Here is a 19,500-nt window from a genome sequence, read left to right on the forward strand (position 1 = left end):
ATTTAATTCACCTCGTCGCCCAGATAGCTCAGTCGGTAGAGCAGAGGATTGAAAATCCTCGTGTCGGCGGTTCGACTCCGTCTCTGGGCACCACCTTCAGCTTCTGGTGGTTGCAAAGTTACCCGAAGCGACAACAAGAAACCCGCCTAGTGCGGGTTTTTTGTTGCCTGGGATTTCTCATCCTGTTATGCCTACCCCGTATAGTTGACCCGCATCAACTAACCCCCTCTCGCTCAAACCCACAATTGCAGGCGAACATTCGAATCGACCTCGCAAGGACCTCCATGAGCGAAGAATCCCCCCTACTGCTCCCCGCCCCCGCCGAACCGACGCCCAGCACCACACCAAAGCCTCGGGCCCGCCGCGCCCGTCAGCGCAAACCTGAGCCATCCATCACCCAGGTCAGCCAGGAACCCGCAGCACTGGAAGTGGCCAGCGCGCCGAAAGGCAGCAACGAGGACAGCACCTCTGCCCGCCTGCCGGCGAGCTACCCCTACCCGACCCGCATGCGCCGCCAGGAATACGAGAAGGCCAAGCACGCGCTGCAGATCGAGCTGCTGAAGGTACAAAGCTGGGTCAAGGACACCGGCCAGCGCGTGGTAGTGCTGTTCGAAGGGCGGGATGCGGCAGGCAAGGGCGGCACCATCAAGCGCTTCATGGAGCACCTGAACCCGCGGGGTGCGCGCATCGTCGCGCTGGAGAAGCCTTCCGAGCAGGAAAAGGGCCAGTGGTATTTCCAGCGCTATATCCAGCACCTGCCCACGGCCGGTGAAATGGTGTTCTTCGACCGCTCCTGGTACAACCGCGCCGGGGTCGAGAAGGTGATGGAGTTCTGCACACCGCTGCAGTACCTGGAGTTCATGCGCCAGGCGCCAGACCTGGAGCGCATGCTGTGCAACAGCGGCATCCTGCTGTTCAAGTACTGGTTCTCGGTGAACCGTGAAGAGCAGTTGCGCCGCTTCATCTCGCGCCGGGACGACCCGCTCAAGCACTGGAAGCTCTCGCCCATCGACATCAAGTCGCTGGATAAATGGGAGGACTACACCGCCGCCAAGGAGGCAATGTTCTTCCACACCGACACTGGCGACGCACCGTGGACGGTGATCAAGTCCGATGACAAGAAGCGCGCACGGATCAACTGCATCCGGCATTTCCTGCATTCGCTGGATTACCCGGGCAAGGACCCCAGCGTGGCGTACGCGCCGGATGACTTGCTGGTTGGCCGGGCTTCGCGCGGGTTCGAGGAGGATGAAGGGCCTGCGCTCGACAGTTGAAGGCCGGGGCCTGCAAGGGGTGCTCCGGTCTGCTGGGCGCTAGCAACGCTTGGGTTTGCTCGGCAAGTGCGATTCAATACGCACATTTTCGCCCCCAAGGATTTCCAGCCCCATGGCCACCAATACCAAGCAACAGAAACGCGCCAAACGCGCCGCCAGCAAAGCCAAGCAAAACCGCATGGTACGCAGCGGCCAGGCAGTGAAAGCCAGCGCCGGTGACAGCGCCAGCATCGAGCAGGTGTTCAACAAGGCCATGGAGACCGACAGCTATAAAGAGCTGTTCGTGAAGATGAAGGCCGCCCAGGAGACCAGCCTGGTCTCGATGATCTCGGTGTTCCTGGTCGACCCGCTGCTGGCACTGGTGCTCAAGGGCCACAAGGAAGAGCACGCCACCGACTACATCGTGCTGGTGTTCAACGCCTACCGCACCTGGCTCGATGGCGCCGACGAAGACACCACCATGGCCTGGCTGGAGAGCGACGAGTTCCAGGAAGCCTATATCGCCGCTTCCGAACTGGTGGCCAAGCAGCAACAGCAGCAGAAACAGTTCGGCTGAATGCTCACCGGCCCTATCGCCGGCAAGCCGGCTCCCACTGGGTTTGCGCTGAGCTTGAGAGCAACGGGGTACCTGTGGGCCGGCTTGCCGGCGATAGGGCCAGACCAGGCAAACAAAAAAAGGCCGCACCCTACACAGGACGCGGCCTTTTCATTACAGCCAGCGCGGATCAGTTATCCAGCGCCACCCGCCCGGCAGCCTGGCGCTTGCGGTGCACCAGCAAGCCAGCCGCAACCACCCCAATGCTCAGCAGCGCAGTCGCGATGATCTGTGCACGGTGATCCTCACGCAGCGCCATCACCACCAGCACGGCAACGATGAAAGCAATGCTCGCCCAGGTCAGGCCCGGGAACAGCCACATCTTGAAGTCGATCGTTTCACCGCGCGCCTTTGCACTGTTGCAAGGGATAAAAGTGCAACCCTGTGGTACAACCCTCCACTTGGATAGGCCTGTTGTCGGGTAACCCCGAATACTCGCCAGCGACAGCGCCTTTAGCCGCAAATAGCCCAAAAGCGCTTCCCAGTGCTGCCCAAAGCTGGCACCATCGCGCCTTTTTTCATCAAGGCTATGGAGCTGGGCGAGACCCTTGCGGACATCTGCGCGACGTTGCGCTGCAGCGATGCGACAAACTGCCCCAGCATTGACCAAAGCCCCTTGCGACCCTGTTGGCCGCCCTGATGCCGCTATGCTAGCTTGGCGCACGCCAGGAAGGCCGCCAACAGCTGGGAACGCACCCGAACACATGAGGACCGCACATGGCCCAGGCCACGCCCGCGCTGGAAATCCGCAACCTGCACAAACGCTACGGCGACCAGGAAATTCTCAAGGGCATTTCGCTGACCGCGCGTGACGGTGACGTGATCTCCATTCTGGGATCGTCCGGCTCCGGCAAGTCCACCCTGCTGCGCTGCATCAACCTGTTGGAAAACCCGCACCAGGGCGAAATCCTGGTTGCCGGTGAGGCTCTCAAGCTCAAGGCCGCCAAGAACGGCGACCTGATCGCTGCCGACAACCGCCAGATCAATCGCCTGCGCAGCGAGATCGGCTTCGTCTTCCAGAATTTCAACCTGTGGCCGCACATGTCGATCCTCGACAACATCATCGAGGCGCCACGCCGCGTGCTCGGCCAGAGCAAGGCCGAAGCCACCGAAGCCGCCGAAGCGCTGCTGAACAAGGTCGGCATCTACGACAAGCGCCACAGCTACCCCGCCCAGCTTTCCGGTGGCCAGCAGCAGCGTGCTGCCATCGCCCGCACACTGGCCATGCGGCCTAAAGTCATTCTGTTCGATGAGCCAACCTCGGCGCTCGATCCGGAAATGGTCCAGGAAGTGCTTAACGTTATCCGCGCACTGGCCGAAGAAGGCCGTACCATGCTGCTGGTGACGCACGAGATGAACTTTGCCCGCCAGGTGTCCAGTGAAGTGGTTTTCCTGCACCAGGGCCTGGTTGAAGAGCAAGGATCGCCGCAGCAGGTCTTCGAAAACCCGACCTCGGCGCGTTGCAAGCAATTCATGTCCAGCCACCGCTAACGGAGCAACACATGCAGACTTACAAGAAATTCCTCCTGGCAGCTGCCGCCACGCTGGTGTTTTCGGCCAACGCCATGGCTGCAGAAAAACTGCGCATGGGTATCGAGGCGGCCTACCCGCCGTTCAACAACAAGGACGCCAGCGGTAACGTGGTCGGCTTTGACAAAGACATCGGCGACGCCCTGTGCGCCAAGATGAAAGTCGAGTGCTCGGTCGTCACCTCCGACTGGGACGGCATCATCCCGGCCCTCAACGCCAAGAAGTTCGACTTCCTGGTGTCGTCGCTGTCGATCACCGACGAGCGCAAGCAGGCCGTCGACTTCACCGACCCGTACTACTCCAACAAGCTGCAGTTCATCGCGCCGAAGAACGTCGACTTCAAGACCGACGCGAGCTACCTCAAAGGCAAGATCATCGGCACCCAGCGCGCCACCCTGGCCGGTACCTGGCTGGAAGACACCTACGGCAGCGACATCGACATCAAGCTGTACGACACCCAGGAAAACGCCTACCTCGACCTGATCTCTGGCCGAGTGGACGGCATCCTGGCCGACAAGTACGTGCAGTACGAGTGGCTCAAGAGCAAGGACGGCATGAACTTCGAGTTCAAAGGCGAACCTGTGGTCGACAGCGACAAGATCGGCATCGCCGTACGCAAGGGTGACCCGCTGCGCGAGAAGCTGAACAAAGCCCTGGCAGAAATCAAGGCTGACGGAACGTACAAGAAGATCAACGACAAGTACTTCCCATTCAGCATCGAATGATTCGCCCCGACCAGCGCGCCCTTGCGGCGCGCCGGTCCCTAGAACGACCCTGCCCATGAATATCGACCTGCACGGATTCGGTCCGGCCCTGGCGGCTGGCACCCTGATGACCGTAAAACTGGCGCTTTGCGCCTTGCTGCTGGGGCTGGTCCTGGGCCTGCTCGGCGCCCTGGCCAAAACCTCCCCGCTCAAGCCACTGCAATGGCTTGGCGGCTTCTACTCGACCCTGGTTCGCGGCGTGCCCGAACTGCTCTGGGTTCTGCTTATCTATTTCGGCACCGTCGGCCTGATGAACAGCCTCGGCGAAGCCCTCAACATGCCTGGCCTGGAACTCAGCGCCTTCGCCGCCGGCGTGATCGCCCTGGGCCTGTGCTTCGGCGCCTACGCCACTGAAGTATTCCGTGGCGCCATCCTGGCGATCCCCAAGGGCCACCGTGAAGCCGGCCTGGCGCTGGGCCTGTCCAAAGCGCGCATCCTGTCGCGGATCATCCTCCCGCAAATGTGGCGCATCGCCCTGCCGGGCCTTGGCAACCTGTTCATGATCCTGATGAAGGACACCGCCCTGGTGTCGGTGATCGGCCTGGAAGAAATCATGCGCCACGCGCAGATCGGCGTGACCGTGACCAAAGAGCCGTTCACCTTCTACATGGTCGCGGCCTGCATCTACCTGGGCCTGACCGTGGTCGCCATGACCGGCATGCACTTCATGGAAAAACGCGCCGCTCGCGGCTTTGCGAGGGCCGAACAATGAACTGGGAAGTGATCATCAAGTGGCTGCCGCGCCTGGCCCAGGGTGCCACCCTGACCCTGGAACTGGTAGCCATCGCGGTCGTTGCCGGGCTGATCCTGGCGATCCCGCTGGGTATCGCCCGCTCGTCGCGGCACTGGTACGTGCGCGCCCTGCCCTTCAGCTACATCTTCTTCTTCCGCGGCACACCCCTGCTGGTGCAGCTGTTCCTGGTCTACTACGGCCTGGCGCAGTTCGACGCAGTGCGTTCGAGCAGCCTCTGGCCCTACCTGCGCGATCCGTTCTGGTGCACGGTGCTGACCATGACCCTGCACACCGCGGCCTACATCGCCGAGATCCTGCGCGGCGCGCTGCAGTCGATCCCCAAGGGTGAAATTGAAGCGGCGCGAGCACTGGGCATGTCCCGTGGCAAAACGCTGTTCTACATCATGCTGCCCCGCGCTGCGCGCATCGGCCTGCCGGCCTACAGCAACGAAGTGATCCTGATGCTCAAGGCCAGCGCCCTGGCCAGTACGGTGACCCTGCTGGAGCTGACCGGCATGGCACGGACCATCATTGCCCGTACCTACCTGCCGGTGGAGATCTTCTTCGCTGCCGGGGTGTTCTACCTGGTGATCTCGTTCGTACTGGTGCAAGGCTTCAAGCTGCTGGAGCGCTGGTTGCGGGTGGATGCCTGCCAAGGGCGTTAAACCCCCACGGGCAGCTCTGCAACCCACCGCCGTCAAGCCGGCTTGATGGCGGTGGGGCCCTTCACCTCAACCAGTGCCAAGCCCCATGCCCCCTTTCCTCCACAGCCACCAACTACGCGAACGCTTCCTGGCCCTCGACCAGTTCCTGACCGAGCACCAGCAGCTGTGGAAACCCAGGCCCTTCACCACCCTGCGCCTGGACTGGGAAGCCGAACACCCCGCACTGTCCGCCCACCTGCGCCAATGCAGCCTGAGCGATGCCGAAGCCAACCTCGACCCGCAGGGCGTGCCCGCACCTTTTCCACACCTTGCCCGGCAAGCCCAACAGCTCAGCGCCCTGGGCGAGCTACCCGACACCGGCCTGCCCCCCGCCGCACACCGCCTGGACGTCAACGTCCCGGGCCGTAAGTGGCAGCAGATCGAGGCCTTCAGCCGCCGCCTGAACTTCCGCACGCAGACCCACCACTGGCTGGACTGGTGCTCAGGCAAAGGCTACCTCGGCCGCCGCCTGCTGCAGCCCGGCCAGCAGCTGACCTGCCTGGAGTACGACGCCCGACTGGTCACTGCCGGCCAAGCCCTGAGTGACCACCACCAGTTGCCGGCAACCCACGTGCACCAGGACGTCATGGCAGCGGACAGCCGCCGCCACCTGGGCAGCGACAAGAGCGTGGTGGCCCTGCATGCCTGCGGCGACCTGCATGTGCACTTGCTGCGTGTGGCCAGTGAGCAAGGCTGCCGCCATCTCGCCGTGGCGCCCTGCTGCTACAACCGCATCCAGGGCGAGCACTACCAGCCGTTATCCACAGCTGCGCAGCGCTCGGCGCTGCAGCTGTCGCTCCTCGACCTGGGCCTGCCGCTGAGCGAAACCGTGACCGCCGGCGCCCGGGTTCGCCACCAGCGCGACTGCTCCATGGCCAGGCGCCTGGGCTTCGACCTGCTGCAGCGCCGCCAACGCCAGCGTGATGAATACCTGCCCACACCGTCGCTGCCAGTTGCCTGGCTGGCCAAACCTTTCGAGCAGTACTGCCGCGATCTGGCCGAGCTGCGCGAGCTGGAACTGACCATCAACCCCGACTGGGATGCCTTGGAAGCAGAGGGCTGGCAGCGCCTTGCCCAGGTGCGCAACCTGGAACGGGTACGCAACCTGTTCAGAAGGCCACTGGAAATGTGGCTGGTGCTCGACCGCGCACTGTTTCTTGAAGAGCACGGCTACGCCGTACGCCTGGGCACCTTTTGCGATTATCCACTCACCCCACGCAACCTGCTGCTGCTTGCCGAGCGCGACCGTTAGCCACAGCACAACCTGTGGATAAGTCTGTGAACAAGCTTGTGATGAATGGTTGGATCCAAGCGCTATTTCAAACGTTCGGCTTATTCCCGCCGCAGCTACAACCCCAGTAAAAACAGGCCTTTGCGCAAAGACCAGCGGTGCGCCGTATCGGCACGCCTTTCGCGCACGGCGCTGATGCCTCTTGTGCATAAACAAAAATTCGATTAGGCAAACAGCGCTGGATTGGTGCAGCCGCTGCCTGATTGTGGGCGCCGGCTGCCCGGCCCCCACAGGTGCGTTCCAACTCAGTGCAGCTTGTTCTTCGCCATCTCGATATCGTTCATCAGTGCCTTGGCCAGCGCACTGAGGTAATCGGCGGCCCCCAGTAGCTTGTGGTCATCCTCCATATCGCCTTCGCGCACCAGGTGCTTGATGTAGCCCAGCAATATCGAAACCTGTTCATAGGCGTCGTCCACAGGAATGCCGGGTTGTACGCGCAAGAGATCCACGGGCGGGTTGCCGACTTCGAGGAACGTCTCGATACCGGCTGTGGTGAGAGGCTTTGTTTCAAGGCTCATGTGAGCGACTCCCCATCCTGCGCATCGTCCAAACGCCGCTTCGCATGCTGGATCAGCACATAGGCCGAATAAGCCGCATGGTTGGCGTTCGCCATCAGGTTCAGGCCGGGCTCGCCTGCGTGGTCACGGCAGTGGTCGTCCAGGGTTTCGACTACGACACGCAAAAGCTGGCCGGCGTGGGCGATGGCGTCGGGTGGGGAGATATCGCTGTGGATGGTGAAGTACGGGGTGGAGATGAGAGGGCGAGGTGGGTCTGGAACGATTTTCTTCATTTTTGAGATCCCTACATTCATTTAGGAAACCCCACCGCAATTCTTCTCACAGAAAAGAGGTGGCGACCGAACACGGGGTGAGAAACCGAGTGAATGTAGGAAGCTCGGCCAGACCGAGGTCTGCCCGTGCACGGTCACCATAAAAAGCAGCCGAAACATTCAAACGGGTTCTCACACCCGGTCACCAGGAATTGGCGACCCAGGAACGGTATCCTTGGGGCACTTCCCCGCCAACAGTGAAGCTTCGGTAGCGCTCGTAGGATAATTCCCAAGTGCTCCAGTACTGAAGCATTTGGTTTCAGATTCAGAAATACCTTACAGCTGCGCTCCGAGCGAAAGAGCACCACCGCAACTTTGGGAGCGGGTTTACCGCGAAGAGGCCTGCGCAGTCATCACAATGCGAAGCAGATCCACCGCGAGCCCGGCCCACGGTGTATGATCCGCCCCCCAAATCATTAAAAAGCTACGTCGCGCGCTGCCCCGCCAGCCACGCGACCGTCTGGCGTTGCGCCAGAACCGACATGGACTAACGGACCTAGACATCGTGCCCCACGCCAAATCCCTTGCCCTGCTGACCCTCTCCCTGGCCCTGACTGCCTGCTCCAACGGCAGCGGCACCACGCCACAGCACACCAGCAACCTGGACTGGAACACCCCCGGCATGCAGCTGGGCGGCGACAACGGCCTGCCCCTTCGCGTAGAAAGCCCCTGCCGCAAGCGTGGTTGCGATAACGACAAGTTGTTCTTCAACCCCGCCAAGACCGAACCAAACGTCAACACCATCCACCGCGGCTGGTAGGAAATTTCTCCTTTTAAGCCGGTGACTTAGGTCATTTTCAAACAATCTCAAGGAAGTGGTTTACAGGCGCCAACCGATCGTTATAATGACGCCCCATTGCCGGTATAGCTCAGATGGTAGAGCAACTGACTTGTAATCAGTAGGTCCCGGGTTCGATTCCTGGTGCCGGCACCATACAAGGTTCCAGAGAAGGCTTTCAAAATCTCTGGAACCCCCGAAAAACCCGCCTTCTGGCGGGTTTTTTCGTTTTGGCGTTCCGTCGGATTCCGAGGGTAGCCAGCGCTAATAAGGGTACTTTTAAGGATACCTACCAATTCGACATTGGAAAGTACCCTTATGGCTCGCACAACGGCTCCCCTTACCGACAACGCCTGCCGCACTGCAAAGGCTCGCGAACGTGAGTACAAGCTTTTTGACGGCGATGGTCTTTACCTGCTCGTGAAGCCCAACGGTCGCAAAGGCTGGCGGCTCAGGTACGTGAAGCCCGATGGCCGCGAGGGCCTGACCTCACTCGGCAATTACCCGGTGGTCGGGCTGGCTGACGCTCGCCACAAGCGCTTCGAACTCAAACAGCAGCTCGCCAACGGCATTGACCCTATCCAGTCCAAGCAGCAGGCCAAGGTGCAAGCCGTGATCAATGGCCGCACCTTCGAAAGCGTTGCGCTCGATTGGTATGCCGGGATGGTCCCGAAGTGGGCGCCGGGCCATGCCAAGACTGTGCTCAGCCGGTTGAAGACTCACGTATTCCCTTTGCTCGGTGCCAGGGCAATCGTCGAGCTCGATACCCACGACCTCATGCAGCCTTTAGATGCCGTGACGAAACGCGGCACCATCGACGTGGCGCTTAGGATCAAGAACTACCTTCAAAGCATCATGCGCGAAGCCAAACGGCTGCGGCTGATCACGGCGAACCCGGCTCACGACCTCGATGGCTCGATCAAAGCACCACGCGTTACACATCGACCCGCACTACCCTTAATGCGGCTGCCAGAGCTACAAGCACGCATCGACGACTACAAAGGTCGTCCACTCACACGCCTTACCGTGATGCTGTCGCTGCACGTGTTCGTACGCTCCAGTGAGCTGCGCTTCGCCCGCTGGAACGAGTTCGACCTCAATCGCGGCATCTGGGAGATCCCCGACACTCGCCCGGCGCTCGACGGCGTACCGTTTTCCACAAGGGGTACGAAAATGGCCGGAGACATTCACGTTGTACCCTTATCGCCGCAAGCAGTGGCCTTGCTTGAGCAGATCCACTCGATCACCGGCAAGTTCGACCTGGTGTTCGCGGGAGATGCCAAACCGTGGAAACCGATGTCCGAGAACACGGTGAATGCCGCGCTCAGGACGATGGGCTACGACACCAAGGTGGATATCTGCGGCCACGGGTTCCGAGCCATGGCGTGCAGTGCGCTGGTCGAGTCCGGACTGTGGTCGGAGACGGCTATCGAAAGACAGATGAGCCACAAGGAACGCAACAACGTTCGGGCCGCTTATACCCACAAGGCCGAGTTCCTCGAAGAACGCCGGATGATCATGACCTGGTGGAGCCGGTTTCTGGAGGCGAACCGCGAGGACCATGTGACGCCGCATGAGTTTGCCAAGCAGACGGGCGAGAACGTCACGCGCCTTCGCAGTGCCAAGGGGACCGAGTAACCCGCCGCACCACCACCTCAAACTCGCTATGAAGTTACCCACAGCACCGCATGAAGCTCCTCCGCGCGGGTCCTTTCAAACGGGGCTGCAAAGCCGCCCCGTTTGAAAGGACCATACCTAAGAAAAAACCGCTGGCACAGCTTACGTCTGTGGAAAACCACTGATGTCCACCGGGGGATAGTTTTATCCACAGGCGCTAAATCTCTGATATCGCGCTGCTTGACGAATCTTGTCCACAGGCGTAGACCGGGAGTCGCAAGCGCTGTCGATGACAGCACCGCAGGTGACCCGAACCTTCAAGGCCACGCCGCTCTCGCGGTGGTTCTCCCCAAGGGCGATTCGCATCCGGCAGCTCTCCCGGTCACTACCCATGTGATGGATGCTCTTACACATAAAGCGCTCGTGCGCCAGATACACCGTACCTCGCTGCCCTGCAGCAACCTATCCGCTTGGCCGAATATTGCGCCAACCTGTGCCCGTCTCTTTCTTCTGGAAAGAGACGGGCACTTCTACCACTGCTGCAGCCCTGATTGCACAGGGCTTTGCGGCAATCCCCCTCGTGACAATCGGCGTGACAAACGCCGATGTCACCAGCAACAGCCTTGTAGGTGATGGTGCCGCAGACCAAGGAATGGACTGCACCTGACTGACAGTCAGGTATGCACCGGTCATCGCATTGCTGCTTGCACATGGCTCAGGATCTCGCGGCGCTGGTCTCGTCAGCCAATGCAGCCTCCACCCGCCCACCGGTAAAGGTGCTCAGGAGGCCAGATCATGAGATCCCCTTGCTCTTGGTCGTAAAGAGCCGCCAGTCCCGCGTTAGAGGACATCCCCACAGGTCGCAGGGGCCTTGATCCCTGATAACACTCAACATTCTTGGCGGGATGACGTGGGGCGAGGACTGGAGAGCGAGAGATGAGGTGACCGATATGGCATTGGTGGGTAGACGCGACGGCCGCAATTTCGGGTACGGCAGGCAATTGAGCTATGCAGGGCCGCAGGCGCTGAAAGACATATTCGGCGGTGGCCACTACGGCACGGTCAAGGCGCACAGTGATCGGTGGCAGGCATTCGTGAAGTGGTGCCGCTCCGATCAGGGCCCAGGTATCAATGATGCGCGGCGGGTTGATCGGAAGTTGTTGGCAGACTATGCGGCGTATCTGCGTGACCTGGTTGGGCGCGGTGATCTCGCCGTCAGCACCGCACAAAACCGGCTATCCAGCGTTAACAGAACCATGGCAGCGCTTCGCGGTGATCAGTACGTGAAATTGCCCAGCCCGAGCAAGGCGTTGGGAATGCAGCGCAGCGGGGTTCGACACTCAGTGCCGCAGGTCCAAGATCGCGAACAGGTTAAGCAGATCGTCGATGCACTTTGCCGCCGTCATCAGCAACGGGCTGCCGCGATTGTTCTATTGGCGCGAGCCACCGGCATGCGCCTGCGTGAGACCATCTTGGCGGACCTGCCACGGCTAAACCGTGAGGCCAACGACCTACACAGGATCAACATTCAGGATGGCACCAAAGGTGGCCGCGCCGGCGCCTCAGCGCCACGATGGATTGCGGTGGACCACCATGTTCAACAGGCACTTGGATTTGCACGGCAGGTGTCGCCTGCGGGTAGCCGCAACCTGATTGCGCCACACGAAAGTTACCTGAATCTTCTGCAAGTAATCACTCGCCCTGCGCGGGACATCCTACATGCACACAACCTCAAAGGCTTCCATGAACTACGGGCGGCGTACGCATGCGAGCGATACGAGCAAATCACCCGACACCGCGCACCTATCAACGGCGGCCAATGTTGCCAGGTAGATCGGAACCTTGATCGTGCGGCCCGGAGGCAAATCAGCTATGAGCTGGGGCACGGTCGAATCGATGTGGTCGCGGCCTATATTGGAGGACGGACATGAGCAAGCCATTCGATATAGAACTATTCATGTCTGCGATGCTGACGGGTTCGCATGCAACCCAGAAGCGACATTTGCGCCAAGCGAAAATCATCCAAGTGGAAATTGCAAAACGCTGGCAACGAGATACACCGTGGGCTTGGCAGAAGAAGCATGTGACCTGGTTCCTCGAACATCGTCTGAATCGTCGCAGCAAGGCCACTCGATATTACTATTTGCTGACTGTCCACCTAATCGCTCAGCGCTTGGAAAAAACATGGAAATTCAATCTTTAGCTAATCCCCAGCTACGGTACAGTCACTACTATCACTATCGCACCTAAAGAGACAATCGATCTTTTATCTAAGCTACAAGCCAAGATCACCAAATTTTTTGGGGTATACCCACATTCCTCCAGCTCGCACTGCCTAAAGGGTATCAAGGTCCGCCTTGAGTGCTGCAAGAAGCTTTTTATTCAACTCCACTGTACGCTCATTAAGCCCGAGAGCATGATTACTAACCTCAGCAGGAATTCGTTTAGTACGCCTAAAATCTTCACTAAAAACATACTCAACCACTTTTTCAAGGTACAACTTTGACTGACTTATGTTTGTTCGAAGCTCATCCAACAGGTCAAGAATTTCTTGACTTGCATTTAACTTCACACCATTAATCTGAGCAAAAAGCTTAGCTTCCTGGGCCCTGACAGAACCGATGATACTCGTAGCTTTATTATTAGCATCTACAAACAATTGACTCGAAACACCTAAGTCACTTGCGAAGCATGCGGAGATCATCGGCGATAGTTCTTTCTCAATAATTTCAATATTAAGTCCTCGAAACGCATCAATTTCATCCATAAACCTGTGATATTCGCGACTTTTGCTTTCATATTTATACTTCCGCTTCTGTACATCAATTTCATGATCTCTTTTTTGCTTATCAAGCCTTTCAGCACTCTGCTGCTTAAGACCTTCTATTTCTTTAGCGTGAGCTTGTTTAACTCTCTCTGTCTCTAAGGTATATTCATGTATAACTCTCTGTTTTTCTTCCTCGATACGCCCAGCATCTTCGATCAACGCTCTGTTTTTAGCCTTCTCCTTATAAAGCGTTTTAAAAAAAATAACCACACAGGTCGCAAACAAGGACAAAACCGCAACAAACATGTATTCCATAATTAGCATAGCCACTTCGACATATTTTATTTATAGCATGATTGACAAGGTAAGACTGCAGAAACAAGCCCTTCCGACTGTACGCCATACATACTGACTTTTTCGCTCCATGGCATCTTCTAAAACCAGCGCGGCTTAACGCAAAATCCTGAACACTTGCCCTAGCCGAGTTACAGCGCTTAGATCAGCCACTAACCAAGATCACCCTCAATAACTTTACGACTATAAAATGCCCACTTTTCATATTTCACTGCATCAATTGAAGCTGCTTCATTAATTGCTCCTGCCAACTTCTGCTTGAGTTGCACCGCAGTAAAACCATAAGCAGCCCCTCTCCCATCAATAGCGTCTTGAATTTTACGGACACCTTTCAATCTCGAATGTGGAACAGAAAGCCTAGCTTTATGTGAAATAACACCGGTGATATGGGCTGGCACTCCAAAGCGAAAAATCTTGGTTTTCTCTTTTGCTATTTCATAGCCAAAGCGACTGGCGAGAATTTTTAGCTCGGCTTGAAAGCCTCCAGAAATCTGATCCCCTGAAAAAGTTAGATCATCAATATAACAGGTAAAATTCAATCCATACTTTACCGCCAGCTCCTCACACTTATCAAACAGGCCTTTGGCTGCCCAAAATGAAAGAAGAGGACTGAGTGGGCTTCCGGTCGGCATTACGCCGTTCCAAGTTGTCAGCGAGGCAAGTCTTCCCGCAATATCAGTTGGACAGCACATAACATTAAGAAAGAAGTCGTGCACAAGACAGTAGCGGGTAGATCCATAAAAATCTTTCAGATCAAATGTCGCTGTTTGTCGAGCTCCAATATGAATAGCTGCGTTCGTTTGGTACGACCGGTGCTTTACTCCGCCTTGAACGTAGTCAGGATATTGGACACGACGAAGTATAAACAATATCCTCTCGTGTAGTTTCCGGAGTCGATACTTAGGCTCTTGAACGGCCCGTTTTTTTCGGGACTTTCCAGTAAATGGATTCGGAGCCAAAACCTTGGTGAATATCTTGTAGTTATTTTGTGACTCAAGTAACTCTTCAAGCTCGATTGCACTAATCTTTAGCAATTCAGCCAGCCGCCTCGGCGAGCCTACTTTATATAAACCACACTGGTGAATTGGAAGTTCATTATCGGGCTTTCGTTTTTTCCTTGTACTTTTCTTTAGCTGCATTTCGATCCTCATTCCATTCAAGTAACGAAATAATAGTTTTCGCCAAGCCGAAACGCAGATTATCAGTAGCTCGAGGAGAATCGATATTCTCAGAAAAAAATAAAATTGAAGATAGCGGCATATCAAAGTATTCGCTATATTTTTTGAGCAACTCAATAGATGGCTGCTTCTTTCCAGACTCGATCTCGGACAGGTGAGAGTTTGATACTCCTAACCGAGAGCACAACTCTGTTTGAGACAAGTCGTAGTAAGAACGAATTAGCTTAAGTGCTTTACCTAACATTTTGCACACCTTTGATGAGTGTGACACCAGCGATGAGTGTGACACCAGCGGGGTAGGCTACTCATGGAAGAATGCGATGATCTTCGTCCAATTCCTGTCAATCATCGACAGTAGCGGCACAAGGATCTTAATCACACCAAAGCAGGTTTTGAGCAATCTCAAACGCTGCTTTCTCTTCCGTTTCACCAGGTACAGTTCTTCGGCTTTCTCGTCACGTGGTTGCATATTGAATGCTCCTGTAAGGGTTTGCGCCAGCCCACAACATGTGGAACCGACCTCTCGATGCAACCTTTACAAGCCAAATGACCGATGTTTGAACTGTATTTTTCCCCCTCGCTGAAATCACCAGGCTTCGACGTCTCGACGAAGCCTACAAGACCGCACCACATACGCGCACGGTAGCGACCGCACACGCCCGGCCCAAAATTTAGAGGTTCAAAATCAACCCCCACAGTGCCTTAGCACCTACAAACAATCGAGAAATCATCGACCGCAAAATCATCTTGGCAGAACATAATGGGCTAGTCAAAAAATATTTTCGCTCACAGCGAAAACGCGCGACACTGCCACGCCCACCACCAGACACAGCCCAGATGCTGCAGGGTACTGCGAGGATATAGTGGAACAGAAGCAGGTCTCCCCTCACAGGTTAATGAAGGGGTCGAAAGGCTGCCATGCCTTCAGAACAATCGTGTCTCAGCTCAACTCTTCTTGTATCTAGATGGTTCTGAAGAGCGAAAAAGGATAGTTTTAGAGATATGATAGTGATCTAAGATAGTTAAACTACATAAAAATCAGGTAGTTATAGTATTTTTCGACTCCTGGTGCCCGCACCATACGCAGTATCAAAAGAGGCTCACCGTAAGGTGGGCCTTTTTTATTTTCGCTGTCCAGAACAGGTCTGCCCCGCCAAGCTCAGGCAGCCTTCTGCCCCAACGTTTCCCAGCCCAAACAGGACAACGCCAATGTACGCGGCACAGCTTTTCGACCACTGCTATATCGGCTGATGCTACGTGCGCTAACGCCCAGTGCTTCGGCAGCCTGATCGAGCGTCATCCGATGCCACAGGCGCTAGCGGATGAAAATCCGCGTGTTGTCATCCGGCGCTGTCTGGGCAAGGGCGTCCAGCAACAAGGTGTCTGCACCGATTTGAATATCCAGCGCAGGCCATTCCACTGACCAGCCCCCGTCACCCAATACAGCACCTTGGAACGCCTCACGCTTGGCAAGAGGTGCCAAGCCAGGATACGCGGCAAGCGCGTCACTCATATCCAAGTCGAATCGCTGGCCATTGGTAAAAGTCAGCTCCAGCCGTGCGCCGGGCCGTGCCTCAATAGCCCGCAGGCGGGGACGTTTCATCGATGCCATTTCATCCACTCCTTCAACAGATCGGCCTGATTGGCCGCGACCCACGCTAGCGCCTACGTATCGAAGCCTTCACTAGCATGCCTGCCAGCTGCCTTGCTTGAGTAGAATTGATCTTATCAAGCCAAAGGAGCTGCCCCATGCTGCATCTCAATACGCCACTGGCGAAGGCGGTCTGCTTGCTTTTCAACCGCGCTTTGCCTTTGCTCGACGGTAGGGCTCCTGGGACTGTGAAAATCTACGTATTTGGAGGGTGTGCTCTGCACATACTGACGAATGCACGAGGCAGCGCAGATATCGACGCAGAAGTGATTGCCAGTGAGCAGCTGCTAAAGGAAGAGATCAAGGCAGTTTACGCTGCACCCGAAGACTACGAACAAGATGGTCTAGACCTATCTGTGGTGTTTGATCAGCACTTCAACAACTCCCTATGCCCTCTCCATGAAGATTATGAGGATCGGGCCATTCCTCTACCCGGGCATGAAACCTCTCCGATGCAGGTTTTCATCGCACACCCCATCGATCTGGCCATTTCGAAACTGGGGCGGTTTACTGAACGCGACCAGGACGACATCCTTCTGCTCATCAGGGCAGGCAAGCTTGACCTCGATGATTTTGATAGGCTTGCGAGGGAAGCAATTGACTACTATCCCTGTGACAAAGGCACCGTAACCAGCTGTCTGAGGCTGATCCTCGATGAAGCGCGAGAGAAAGACCGTAACCCCTGACAAAGGCTGCAGCCCTCAGGCTTCCAACCTGAAGGAAACGCCGGTTTCCAACGTTTTGGATACCGTTCAGCCCGATAGCCGGCTTGGAAAGCTCTGGGCGTTTGCATCGCCAGATGTACCAGTGCACGACCAGCGAGTCCGTCAGGAGCTGGATTACCTGGTGGTGCAAGCAACCAAAATGCCTTTTGAAAAGGTTGATAGGGCCGTTGCAAAAACCTTCGCGCTTTTGTTTTGGTACAAAAACGAAGATATGCACCAAGCCTTGGAAGACCGCCTTAAAACGCCTGGGCTCGCTGCCGTCAGGAAACGCCGACTCATGTATCTGGTGGATCGGCTTCGCCGATTCCCCTGCATGAAACCCGAGCGGGCCGATCAGATGAAGAAACTGGTCGTCAAATGGCAAAGTCTGTCCCGCAACGTGAACGAAAAGCTGGTGGCAAGGGCGCAGCAACTCAATCGATACGACAAGGTTGCCGTCGCATGGGGAGTGGCTGAACCTGTGGGACACCTGATGAGTATGGTCCTTGAATTGCAGACCCGACATTTTGTGGACGCTCACCAGCTACCCAATGGGTATGCCAAATTGGCAACGCGCCACAGCGTTTCACACCAATGACAGTTGCAAGCACACCTTACAAAGGCCCGCCGATGCGGGCCTTTGTATTTCTCAGAACGCCGTACTCACCGTCACCGACGTATTCCGCGGATCTCCATAGATCGCCCCGGCACTCACACCGTCACAGGGAACCCCGCAGGGCTGGAAATCGCGCGGATGTTGGTCTGCGTTTCACACCCCGGCGCTCAGGCCCAGGCAGGCGATAGGTGGTCGATACCTTGAACAGGTGCGACGAGGCGCTGCGCCCGTCACTCTCAACCCAGAGTCCATTTAATTCCAGTAATCGTGCACAAAGCCACACCACAGCCCGTCATCAGGTAACAGTGTTTTACCAATTGCCATGGTTTTCCGCGCGCCCAGTTTCCCTATCCTTGCCCCGGTCATCCTGCCTGCGATGGACCCATGAAACACTCTCTACCCAGCCGTTACGCCTGCCTGGCCATCTGCCTGATTTTCACCTGCGCCAGCCTTCCCCTGCTTGCCACGCTCACCTGGCTCTGGCCGCTGACGGTGATCACCGCCCTACTCAGCCTGGTTGGCCTGAACGACCTGCGCCAGAGCCATCACGCAGTGCGGCGCAACTACCCGATCCTGGGCAACATCCGCTACCTGATCGAAACCATCCGCCCGGAGATCCGCCAGTACCTGATAGAAGGCGACGACGACAAGCTGCCCTTCTCCCGTTCGCAACGGTCGCTGGTCTACGCCCGGGCCAAGAATGAAAGCGCCGAGAAAGCCTTCGGCACTCTCAACGATGCCTATAAACCCGGCTTCGAATTCATCAGCCATTCGATGGTGCCGGTGGCAACCCCGGACCCTGCCTCGTTCCGTATCGCCATTGGCGGGCCGCAGTGCCGGGTGCCCTACTCGGCGTCGATCTTCAACATTTCGGCCATGAGCTTTGGCGCACTCAGCGCCAACGCCATCGCCGCGCTGAACCGCGGCGCGCGCATGGGCCGCTTTGCCCATGACACCGGTGAAGGCAGCATCAGCCCCTACCACCGTGAGCATGGCGGCGATCTGATTTGGGAAATCGGCAGTGGTTACTTCGGCTGCCGTACCGAGCAAGGCCGCTTCGACCCGCAGCGCTTCGCCGCCCAGGCCTGTGACCCGCAGGTGAAGATGATCGAGATCAAGCTCAGCCAGGGCGCCAAACCCGGCCACGGCGGCATTCTGCCAGGGCACAAGGTCAGCGCTGAAATCGCCGCCACCCGTGGCGTGCGTGTGGGCGAGGACTGCATCTCACCGGCCGCGCACAGTGCCTTTCGCACACCGCTGGAGCTGCTGCACTTTGTCGCTGAACTGCGTGAGTTGTCCGGTGGCAAACCCGTGGGCTTCAAGTTCTGCCTGGGCCACCCGTGGGAATTCATGGGCATCGCCAAGGCCATGCTGGCCACCGGCATCACGCCGGACTTCATCGTCGTCGACGGCAAGGAAGGCGGCACCGGCGCGGCGCCGCGCGAGTTCAGTGACAACATGGGCGTGCCCATGCGCGAAGGGCTGATGTTCGTGCACAACACCTTGGTAGGCCTGAACCTGCGCTCGAGCATCCGCATCGGTGCGGCGGGCAAGATCGTCAGCGCCTTCGATATCGCCAGCGTGCTTGCCATCGGCGCCGACTGGGTCAACTCGGCGCGCGGTTTCATGTTCGCCATCGGTTGCATCCAGTCGCAGAGCTGCCATACCAACAAGTGCCCGACCGGTGTGGCCACCCAGGACCCGTTGCGCCAGCGTGCGCTGGTGGTGCCGGACAAGGCCCAGCGGGTCGCCAGCTTCCACCGCAACACCCTCCATGCCCTGGCCGAGATGCTGGCGGCCGCCGGCCTGGAGCACCCCTCGGAGCTCAAGCCCAAGCACCTGGCACGGCGCATCAGCACCAGCGAGATCAGCCTGTTTTCGGATTTGCATCAGTTCCTCAAGCCCGGCGAATTACTCAGCGGCTCGATCGAAAGCGAGTTCTATGCGCGGATGTGGCGGATGGCGCGCAGCGACAGCTTTGCACCGGAGACGGGGGAAGTGGTTGTAACGAAAACGGCTCGCACAAAAGAAGCAGAGCCTGCTTGAAGGGCTGAATTGCCGGGCATCTGCACCGGCCTCATCGCCGGCAAGCCGGCTCCCACAGGCTGTGGAAGC

20 protein-coding genes, 2 tRNA genes and 3 pseudogenes are annotated in these 19,500 nt (G+C 57.5%); 16 read left to right on the forward strand and 9 right to left on the reverse strand.

The genetic code is table 11. The annotated features are described in order from the left end of the window. The first annotated feature begins 17 nt into the window (after positions 1-17). The 3 genes from ACMGF5_RS07435 (at position 18) to ACMGF5_RS07445 (ending at position 1,830) form a co-directional block, all read left to right on the forward strand. Positions 18-93: transfer RNA gene (locus ACMGF5_RS07435), tRNA-Phe, on the forward strand. A 191-nt stretch (positions 94-284) separates the two neighbouring features. Beyond that, the gene (gene ppk2 / locus ACMGF5_RS07440; RefSeq protein WP_046788297.1) at positions 285-1,274 is read left to right on the forward strand and encodes a polyphosphate kinase 2; all 990 of its coding nucleotides are present in this window, start codon (positions 285-287) and stop codon (positions 1,272-1,274) included. Positions 1,275-1,386: 112 nt separating this feature from the next. Continuing rightward, positions 1,387-1,830 carry a hypothetical protein gene (locus ACMGF5_RS07445; protein ID WP_039603031.1) on the forward strand — a complete coding sequence of 148 codons (444 nt, stop codon included), beginning with the start codon at positions 1,387-1,389 and terminating at the stop codon, positions 1,828-1,830. A gap of 169 nt (positions 1,831-1,999) precedes the next feature. Here ACMGF5_RS07445 and ACMGF5_RS07450 read toward each other — a convergent pair. Continuing rightward, a pseudogene (locus ACMGF5_RS07450) lies at positions 2,000-2,221 on the reverse strand (GABA permease); the annotation flags it as partial. A 365-nt stretch (positions 2,222-2,586) separates the two neighbouring features. Between ACMGF5_RS07450 and ACMGF5_RS07455 the strand changes: the two are divergent. The 5 genes from ACMGF5_RS07455 (at position 2,587) to ACMGF5_RS07475 (ending at position 6,852) form a co-directional block, all read left to right on the forward strand. Further along, positions 2,587-3,360: an ABC transporter ATP-binding protein gene (locus tag ACMGF5_RS07455; RefSeq protein ID WP_012316684.1), complete on the forward strand. Its 774-nt coding sequence runs from the start codon at positions 2,587-2,589 to the stop codon at positions 3,358-3,360. Positions 3,361-3,371: 11 nt separating this feature from the next. Continuing rightward, a complete protein-coding gene (locus ACMGF5_RS07460) occupies positions 3,372-4,124 on the forward strand; it encodes an ABC transporter substrate-binding protein (RefSeq protein ID WP_115273105.1) in 753 nt (250 codons plus the stop codon). Positions 4,125-4,179: 55 nt separating this feature from the next. After that, a complete protein-coding gene (locus ACMGF5_RS07465) occupies positions 4,180-4,875 on the forward strand; it encodes an ABC transporter permease (protein WP_012316686.1) in 696 nt (231 codons plus the stop codon). Next, a complete protein-coding gene (locus tag ACMGF5_RS07470) occupies positions 4,872-5,561 on the forward strand; it encodes an ABC transporter permease (protein WP_046788295.1) in 690 nt (229 codons plus the stop codon). Before ACMGF5_RS07465 ends, ACMGF5_RS07470 begins: the two co-directional genes overlap by 4 nt. Positions 5,562-5,646: 85 nt before the next feature. Beyond that, on the forward strand, positions 5,647-6,852 hold the full coding sequence (locus tag ACMGF5_RS07475) for a methyltransferase (protein WP_414157682.1): 1,206 nt from the start codon (positions 5,647-5,649) through the stop codon (positions 6,850-6,852). Between the two features lie 284 nt (positions 6,853-7,136). On the opposite strand, the gene ACMGF5_RS07480 is transcribed toward ACMGF5_RS07475, so the two are convergent. Both ACMGF5_RS07480 and ACMGF5_RS07485 read right to left on the reverse strand, forming a co-directional pair. Further along, positions 7,137-7,409, reverse strand: a complete 273-nt coding sequence (locus ACMGF5_RS07480) for a DUF3077 domain-containing protein (RefSeq protein ID WP_046788293.1) — start codon at positions 7,407-7,409, stop codon at positions 7,137-7,139. Further along, complete coding sequence (locus ACMGF5_RS07485) at positions 7,406-7,681, reverse strand: hypothetical protein (RefSeq protein ID WP_414157683.1); 276 nt, start codon at positions 7,679-7,681, stop codon at positions 7,406-7,408. Before ACMGF5_RS07485 ends, ACMGF5_RS07480 begins: the two co-directional genes overlap by 4 nt. A 544-nt stretch (positions 7,682-8,225) precedes the next feature. On the opposite strand from ACMGF5_RS07485, the gene ACMGF5_RS07490 reads away from it, so the two are divergent. From ACMGF5_RS07490 to ACMGF5_RS07510, 5 genes are all read left to right on the forward strand, one after another. Beyond that, a complete protein-coding gene (locus tag ACMGF5_RS07490; protein WP_039604502.1) occupies positions 8,226-8,480 on the forward strand; it encodes a hypothetical protein in 255 nt (84 codons plus the stop codon). A gap of 98 nt (positions 8,481-8,578) precedes the next feature. Next, a tRNA-Thr gene (locus tag ACMGF5_RS07495) sits at positions 8,579-8,654 on the forward strand. A 162-nt stretch (positions 8,655-8,816) separates the two neighbouring features. Continuing rightward, positions 8,817-10,136, forward strand: a complete 1,320-nt coding sequence (locus ACMGF5_RS07500) for a tyrosine-type recombinase/integrase (RefSeq protein ID WP_414157684.1) — start codon at positions 8,817-8,819, stop codon at positions 10,134-10,136. A gap of 929 nt (positions 10,137-11,065) precedes the next feature. Then, positions 11,066-12,046, forward strand: coding sequence for an integrase domain-containing protein (locus ACMGF5_RS07505; RefSeq protein WP_414157849.1), 981 nt, complete (start codon positions 11,066-11,068; stop codon positions 12,044-12,046). Then, positions 12,043-12,318 (forward strand): hypothetical protein, encoded by a 276-nt coding sequence (locus tag ACMGF5_RS07510; protein WP_414157685.1) that lies wholly within the window; start codon positions 12,043-12,045, stop codon positions 12,316-12,318. The genes ACMGF5_RS07505 and ACMGF5_RS07510 overlap by 4 nt, the downstream gene beginning before the upstream one ends. Positions 12,319-12,450: 132 nt before the next feature. Here the strand turns inward: ACMGF5_RS07510 and ACMGF5_RS07515 are convergent, their stop codons facing one another. The 5 genes and pseudogenes from ACMGF5_RS07515 to ACMGF5_RS07535 all read right to left on the reverse strand — a co-directional run bounded on the left by ACMGF5_RS07515 (position 12,451) and on the right by ACMGF5_RS07535 (position 16,026). After that, positions 12,451-13,197 (reverse strand): hypothetical protein, encoded by a 747-nt coding sequence (locus ACMGF5_RS07515; RefSeq protein WP_414157686.1) that lies wholly within the window; start codon positions 13,195-13,197, stop codon positions 12,451-12,453. Positions 13,198-13,388: 191 nt separating this feature from the next. Beyond that, the gene (locus ACMGF5_RS07520; RefSeq protein WP_414157687.1) at positions 13,389-14,375 is read right to left on the reverse strand and encodes a reverse transcriptase family protein; all 987 of its coding nucleotides are present in this window, start codon (positions 14,373-14,375) and stop codon (positions 13,389-13,391) included. Beyond that, positions 14,332-14,658 carry a helix-turn-helix transcriptional regulator gene (locus ACMGF5_RS07525; protein ID WP_414157688.1) on the reverse strand — a complete coding sequence of 109 codons (327 nt, stop codon included), beginning with the start codon at positions 14,656-14,658 and terminating at the stop codon, positions 14,332-14,334. The genes ACMGF5_RS07520 and ACMGF5_RS07525 overlap by 44 nt, the downstream gene beginning before the upstream one ends. Before the next feature lie 57 nt (positions 14,659-14,715). After that, positions 14,716-14,883 (reverse strand): hypothetical protein, encoded by a 168-nt coding sequence (locus ACMGF5_RS07530; protein ID WP_196173659.1) that lies wholly within the window; start codon positions 14,881-14,883, stop codon positions 14,716-14,718. A gap of 690 nt (positions 14,884-15,573) precedes the next feature. Beyond that, positions 15,574-16,026, reverse strand: a pseudogene (locus tag ACMGF5_RS07535) (DUF2442 domain-containing protein). A gap of 137 nt (positions 16,027-16,163) precedes the next feature. On the opposite strand from ACMGF5_RS07535, the gene ACMGF5_RS07540 reads away from it, so the two are divergent. Together ACMGF5_RS07540 and ACMGF5_RS07545 are read left to right on the forward strand one after the other, a co-directional pair. Continuing rightward, the gene (locus tag ACMGF5_RS07540) at positions 16,164-16,751 is read left to right on the forward strand and encodes a DUF6036 family nucleotidyltransferase (protein WP_281868365.1); all 588 of its coding nucleotides are present in this window, start codon (positions 16,164-16,166) and stop codon (positions 16,749-16,751) included. Further along, the gene (locus ACMGF5_RS07545; RefSeq protein WP_414157689.1) at positions 16,720-17,367 is read left to right on the forward strand and encodes a hypothetical protein; all 648 of its coding nucleotides are present in this window, start codon (positions 16,720-16,722) and stop codon (positions 17,365-17,367) included. Before ACMGF5_RS07540 ends, ACMGF5_RS07545 begins: the two co-directional genes overlap by 32 nt. A gap of 51 nt (positions 17,368-17,418) precedes the next feature. On the opposite strand, the pseudogene ACMGF5_RS07550 reads toward ACMGF5_RS07545, so the two are convergent. Continuing rightward, positions 17,419-17,626: pseudogene (locus ACMGF5_RS07550) on the reverse strand (hypothetical protein); the annotation flags it as partial. A 143-nt stretch (positions 17,627-17,769) separates the two neighbouring features. Between ACMGF5_RS07550 and ACMGF5_RS07555 the strand changes: the two are divergent. Continuing rightward, complete coding sequence (locus tag ACMGF5_RS07555; RefSeq protein ID WP_414157690.1) at positions 17,770-19,431, forward strand: FMN-binding glutamate synthase family protein; 1,662 nt, start codon at positions 17,770-17,772, stop codon at positions 19,429-19,431. The last annotated feature ends 69 nt before the right edge of the window (positions 19,432-19,500 follow it).

Source organism: Pseudomonas sp. BNK-15 (assembly GCF_047456105.1).
Taxonomy (GTDB): domain Bacteria; phylum Pseudomonadota; class Gammaproteobacteria; order Pseudomonadales; family Pseudomonadaceae; genus Aquipseudomonas; species Aquipseudomonas putida_E.

What these genes read in the sequence shown, in the direction of transcription:
- ppk2 (WP_046788297.1), top strand. Translation starts at nt 285, where the DNA reads ATGAGCGAAGAATCCCCCCTACTGCTCCCCGCCCCCGCCGAACCGACG.
- ACMGF5_RS07445 (WP_039603031.1), top strand. Translation starts at nt 1,387, where the DNA reads ATGGCCACCAATACCAAGCAACAGAAACGCGCCAAACGCGCCGCCAGC.
- ACMGF5_RS07455 (WP_012316684.1), top strand. Translation starts at nt 2,587, where the DNA reads ATGGCCCAGGCCACGCCCGCGCTGGAAATCCGCAACCTGCACAAACGC.
- ACMGF5_RS07460 (WP_115273105.1), top strand. Translation starts at nt 3,372, where the DNA reads ATGCAGACTTACAAGAAATTCCTCCTGGCAGCTGCCGCCACGCTGGTG.
- ACMGF5_RS07465 (WP_012316686.1), top strand. Translation starts at nt 4,180, where the DNA reads ATGAATATCGACCTGCACGGATTCGGTCCGGCCCTGGCGGCTGGCACC.
- ACMGF5_RS07470 (WP_046788295.1), top strand. Translation starts at nt 4,872, where the DNA reads ATGAACTGGGAAGTGATCATCAAGTGGCTGCCGCGCCTGGCCCAGGGT.
- ACMGF5_RS07475 (WP_414157682.1), top strand. Translation starts at nt 5,647, where the DNA reads ATGCCCCCTTTCCTCCACAGCCACCAACTACGCGAACGCTTCCTGGCC.
- ACMGF5_RS07480 (WP_046788293.1), bottom strand. Translation starts at nt 7,409, where the DNA reads ATGAGCCTTGAAACAAAGCCTCTCACCACAGCCGGTATCGAGACGTTC.
- ACMGF5_RS07485 (WP_414157683.1), bottom strand. Translation starts at nt 7,681, where the DNA reads ATGAAGAAAATCGTTCCAGACCCACCTCGCCCTCTCATCTCCACCCCG.
- ACMGF5_RS07500 (WP_414157684.1), top strand. Translation starts at nt 8,817, where the DNA reads ATGGCTCGCACAACGGCTCCCCTTACCGACAACGCCTGCCGCACTGCA.
- ACMGF5_RS07505 (WP_414157849.1), top strand. Translation starts at nt 11,066, where the DNA reads ATGGCATTGGTGGGTAGACGCGACGGCCGCAATTTCGGGTACGGCAGG.
- ACMGF5_RS07510 (WP_414157685.1), top strand. Translation starts at nt 12,043, where the DNA reads ATGAGCAAGCCATTCGATATAGAACTATTCATGTCTGCGATGCTGACG.
- ACMGF5_RS07515 (WP_414157686.1), bottom strand. Translation starts at nt 13,197, where the DNA reads ATGGAATACATGTTTGTTGCGGTTTTGTCCTTGTTTGCGACCTGTGTG.
- ACMGF5_RS07520 (WP_414157687.1), bottom strand. Translation starts at nt 14,375, where the DNA reads ATGCAGCTAAAGAAAAGTACAAGGAAAAAACGAAAGCCCGATAATGAA.
- ACMGF5_RS07525 (WP_414157688.1), bottom strand. Translation starts at nt 14,658, where the DNA reads ATGTTAGGTAAAGCACTTAAGCTAATTCGTTCTTACTACGACTTGTCT.
- ACMGF5_RS07530 (WP_196173659.1), bottom strand. Translation starts at nt 14,883, where the DNA reads ATGCAACCACGTGACGAGAAAGCCGAAGAACTGTACCTGGTGAAACGG.
- ACMGF5_RS07540 (WP_281868365.1), top strand. Translation starts at nt 16,164, where the DNA reads ATGCTGCATCTCAATACGCCACTGGCGAAGGCGGTCTGCTTGCTTTTC.
- ACMGF5_RS07545 (WP_414157689.1), top strand. Translation starts at nt 16,720, where the DNA reads ATGAAGCGCGAGAGAAAGACCGTAACCCCTGACAAAGGCTGCAGCCCT.
- ACMGF5_RS07555 (WP_414157690.1), top strand. Translation starts at nt 17,770, where the DNA reads ATGAAACACTCTCTACCCAGCCGTTACGCCTGCCTGGCCATCTGCCTG.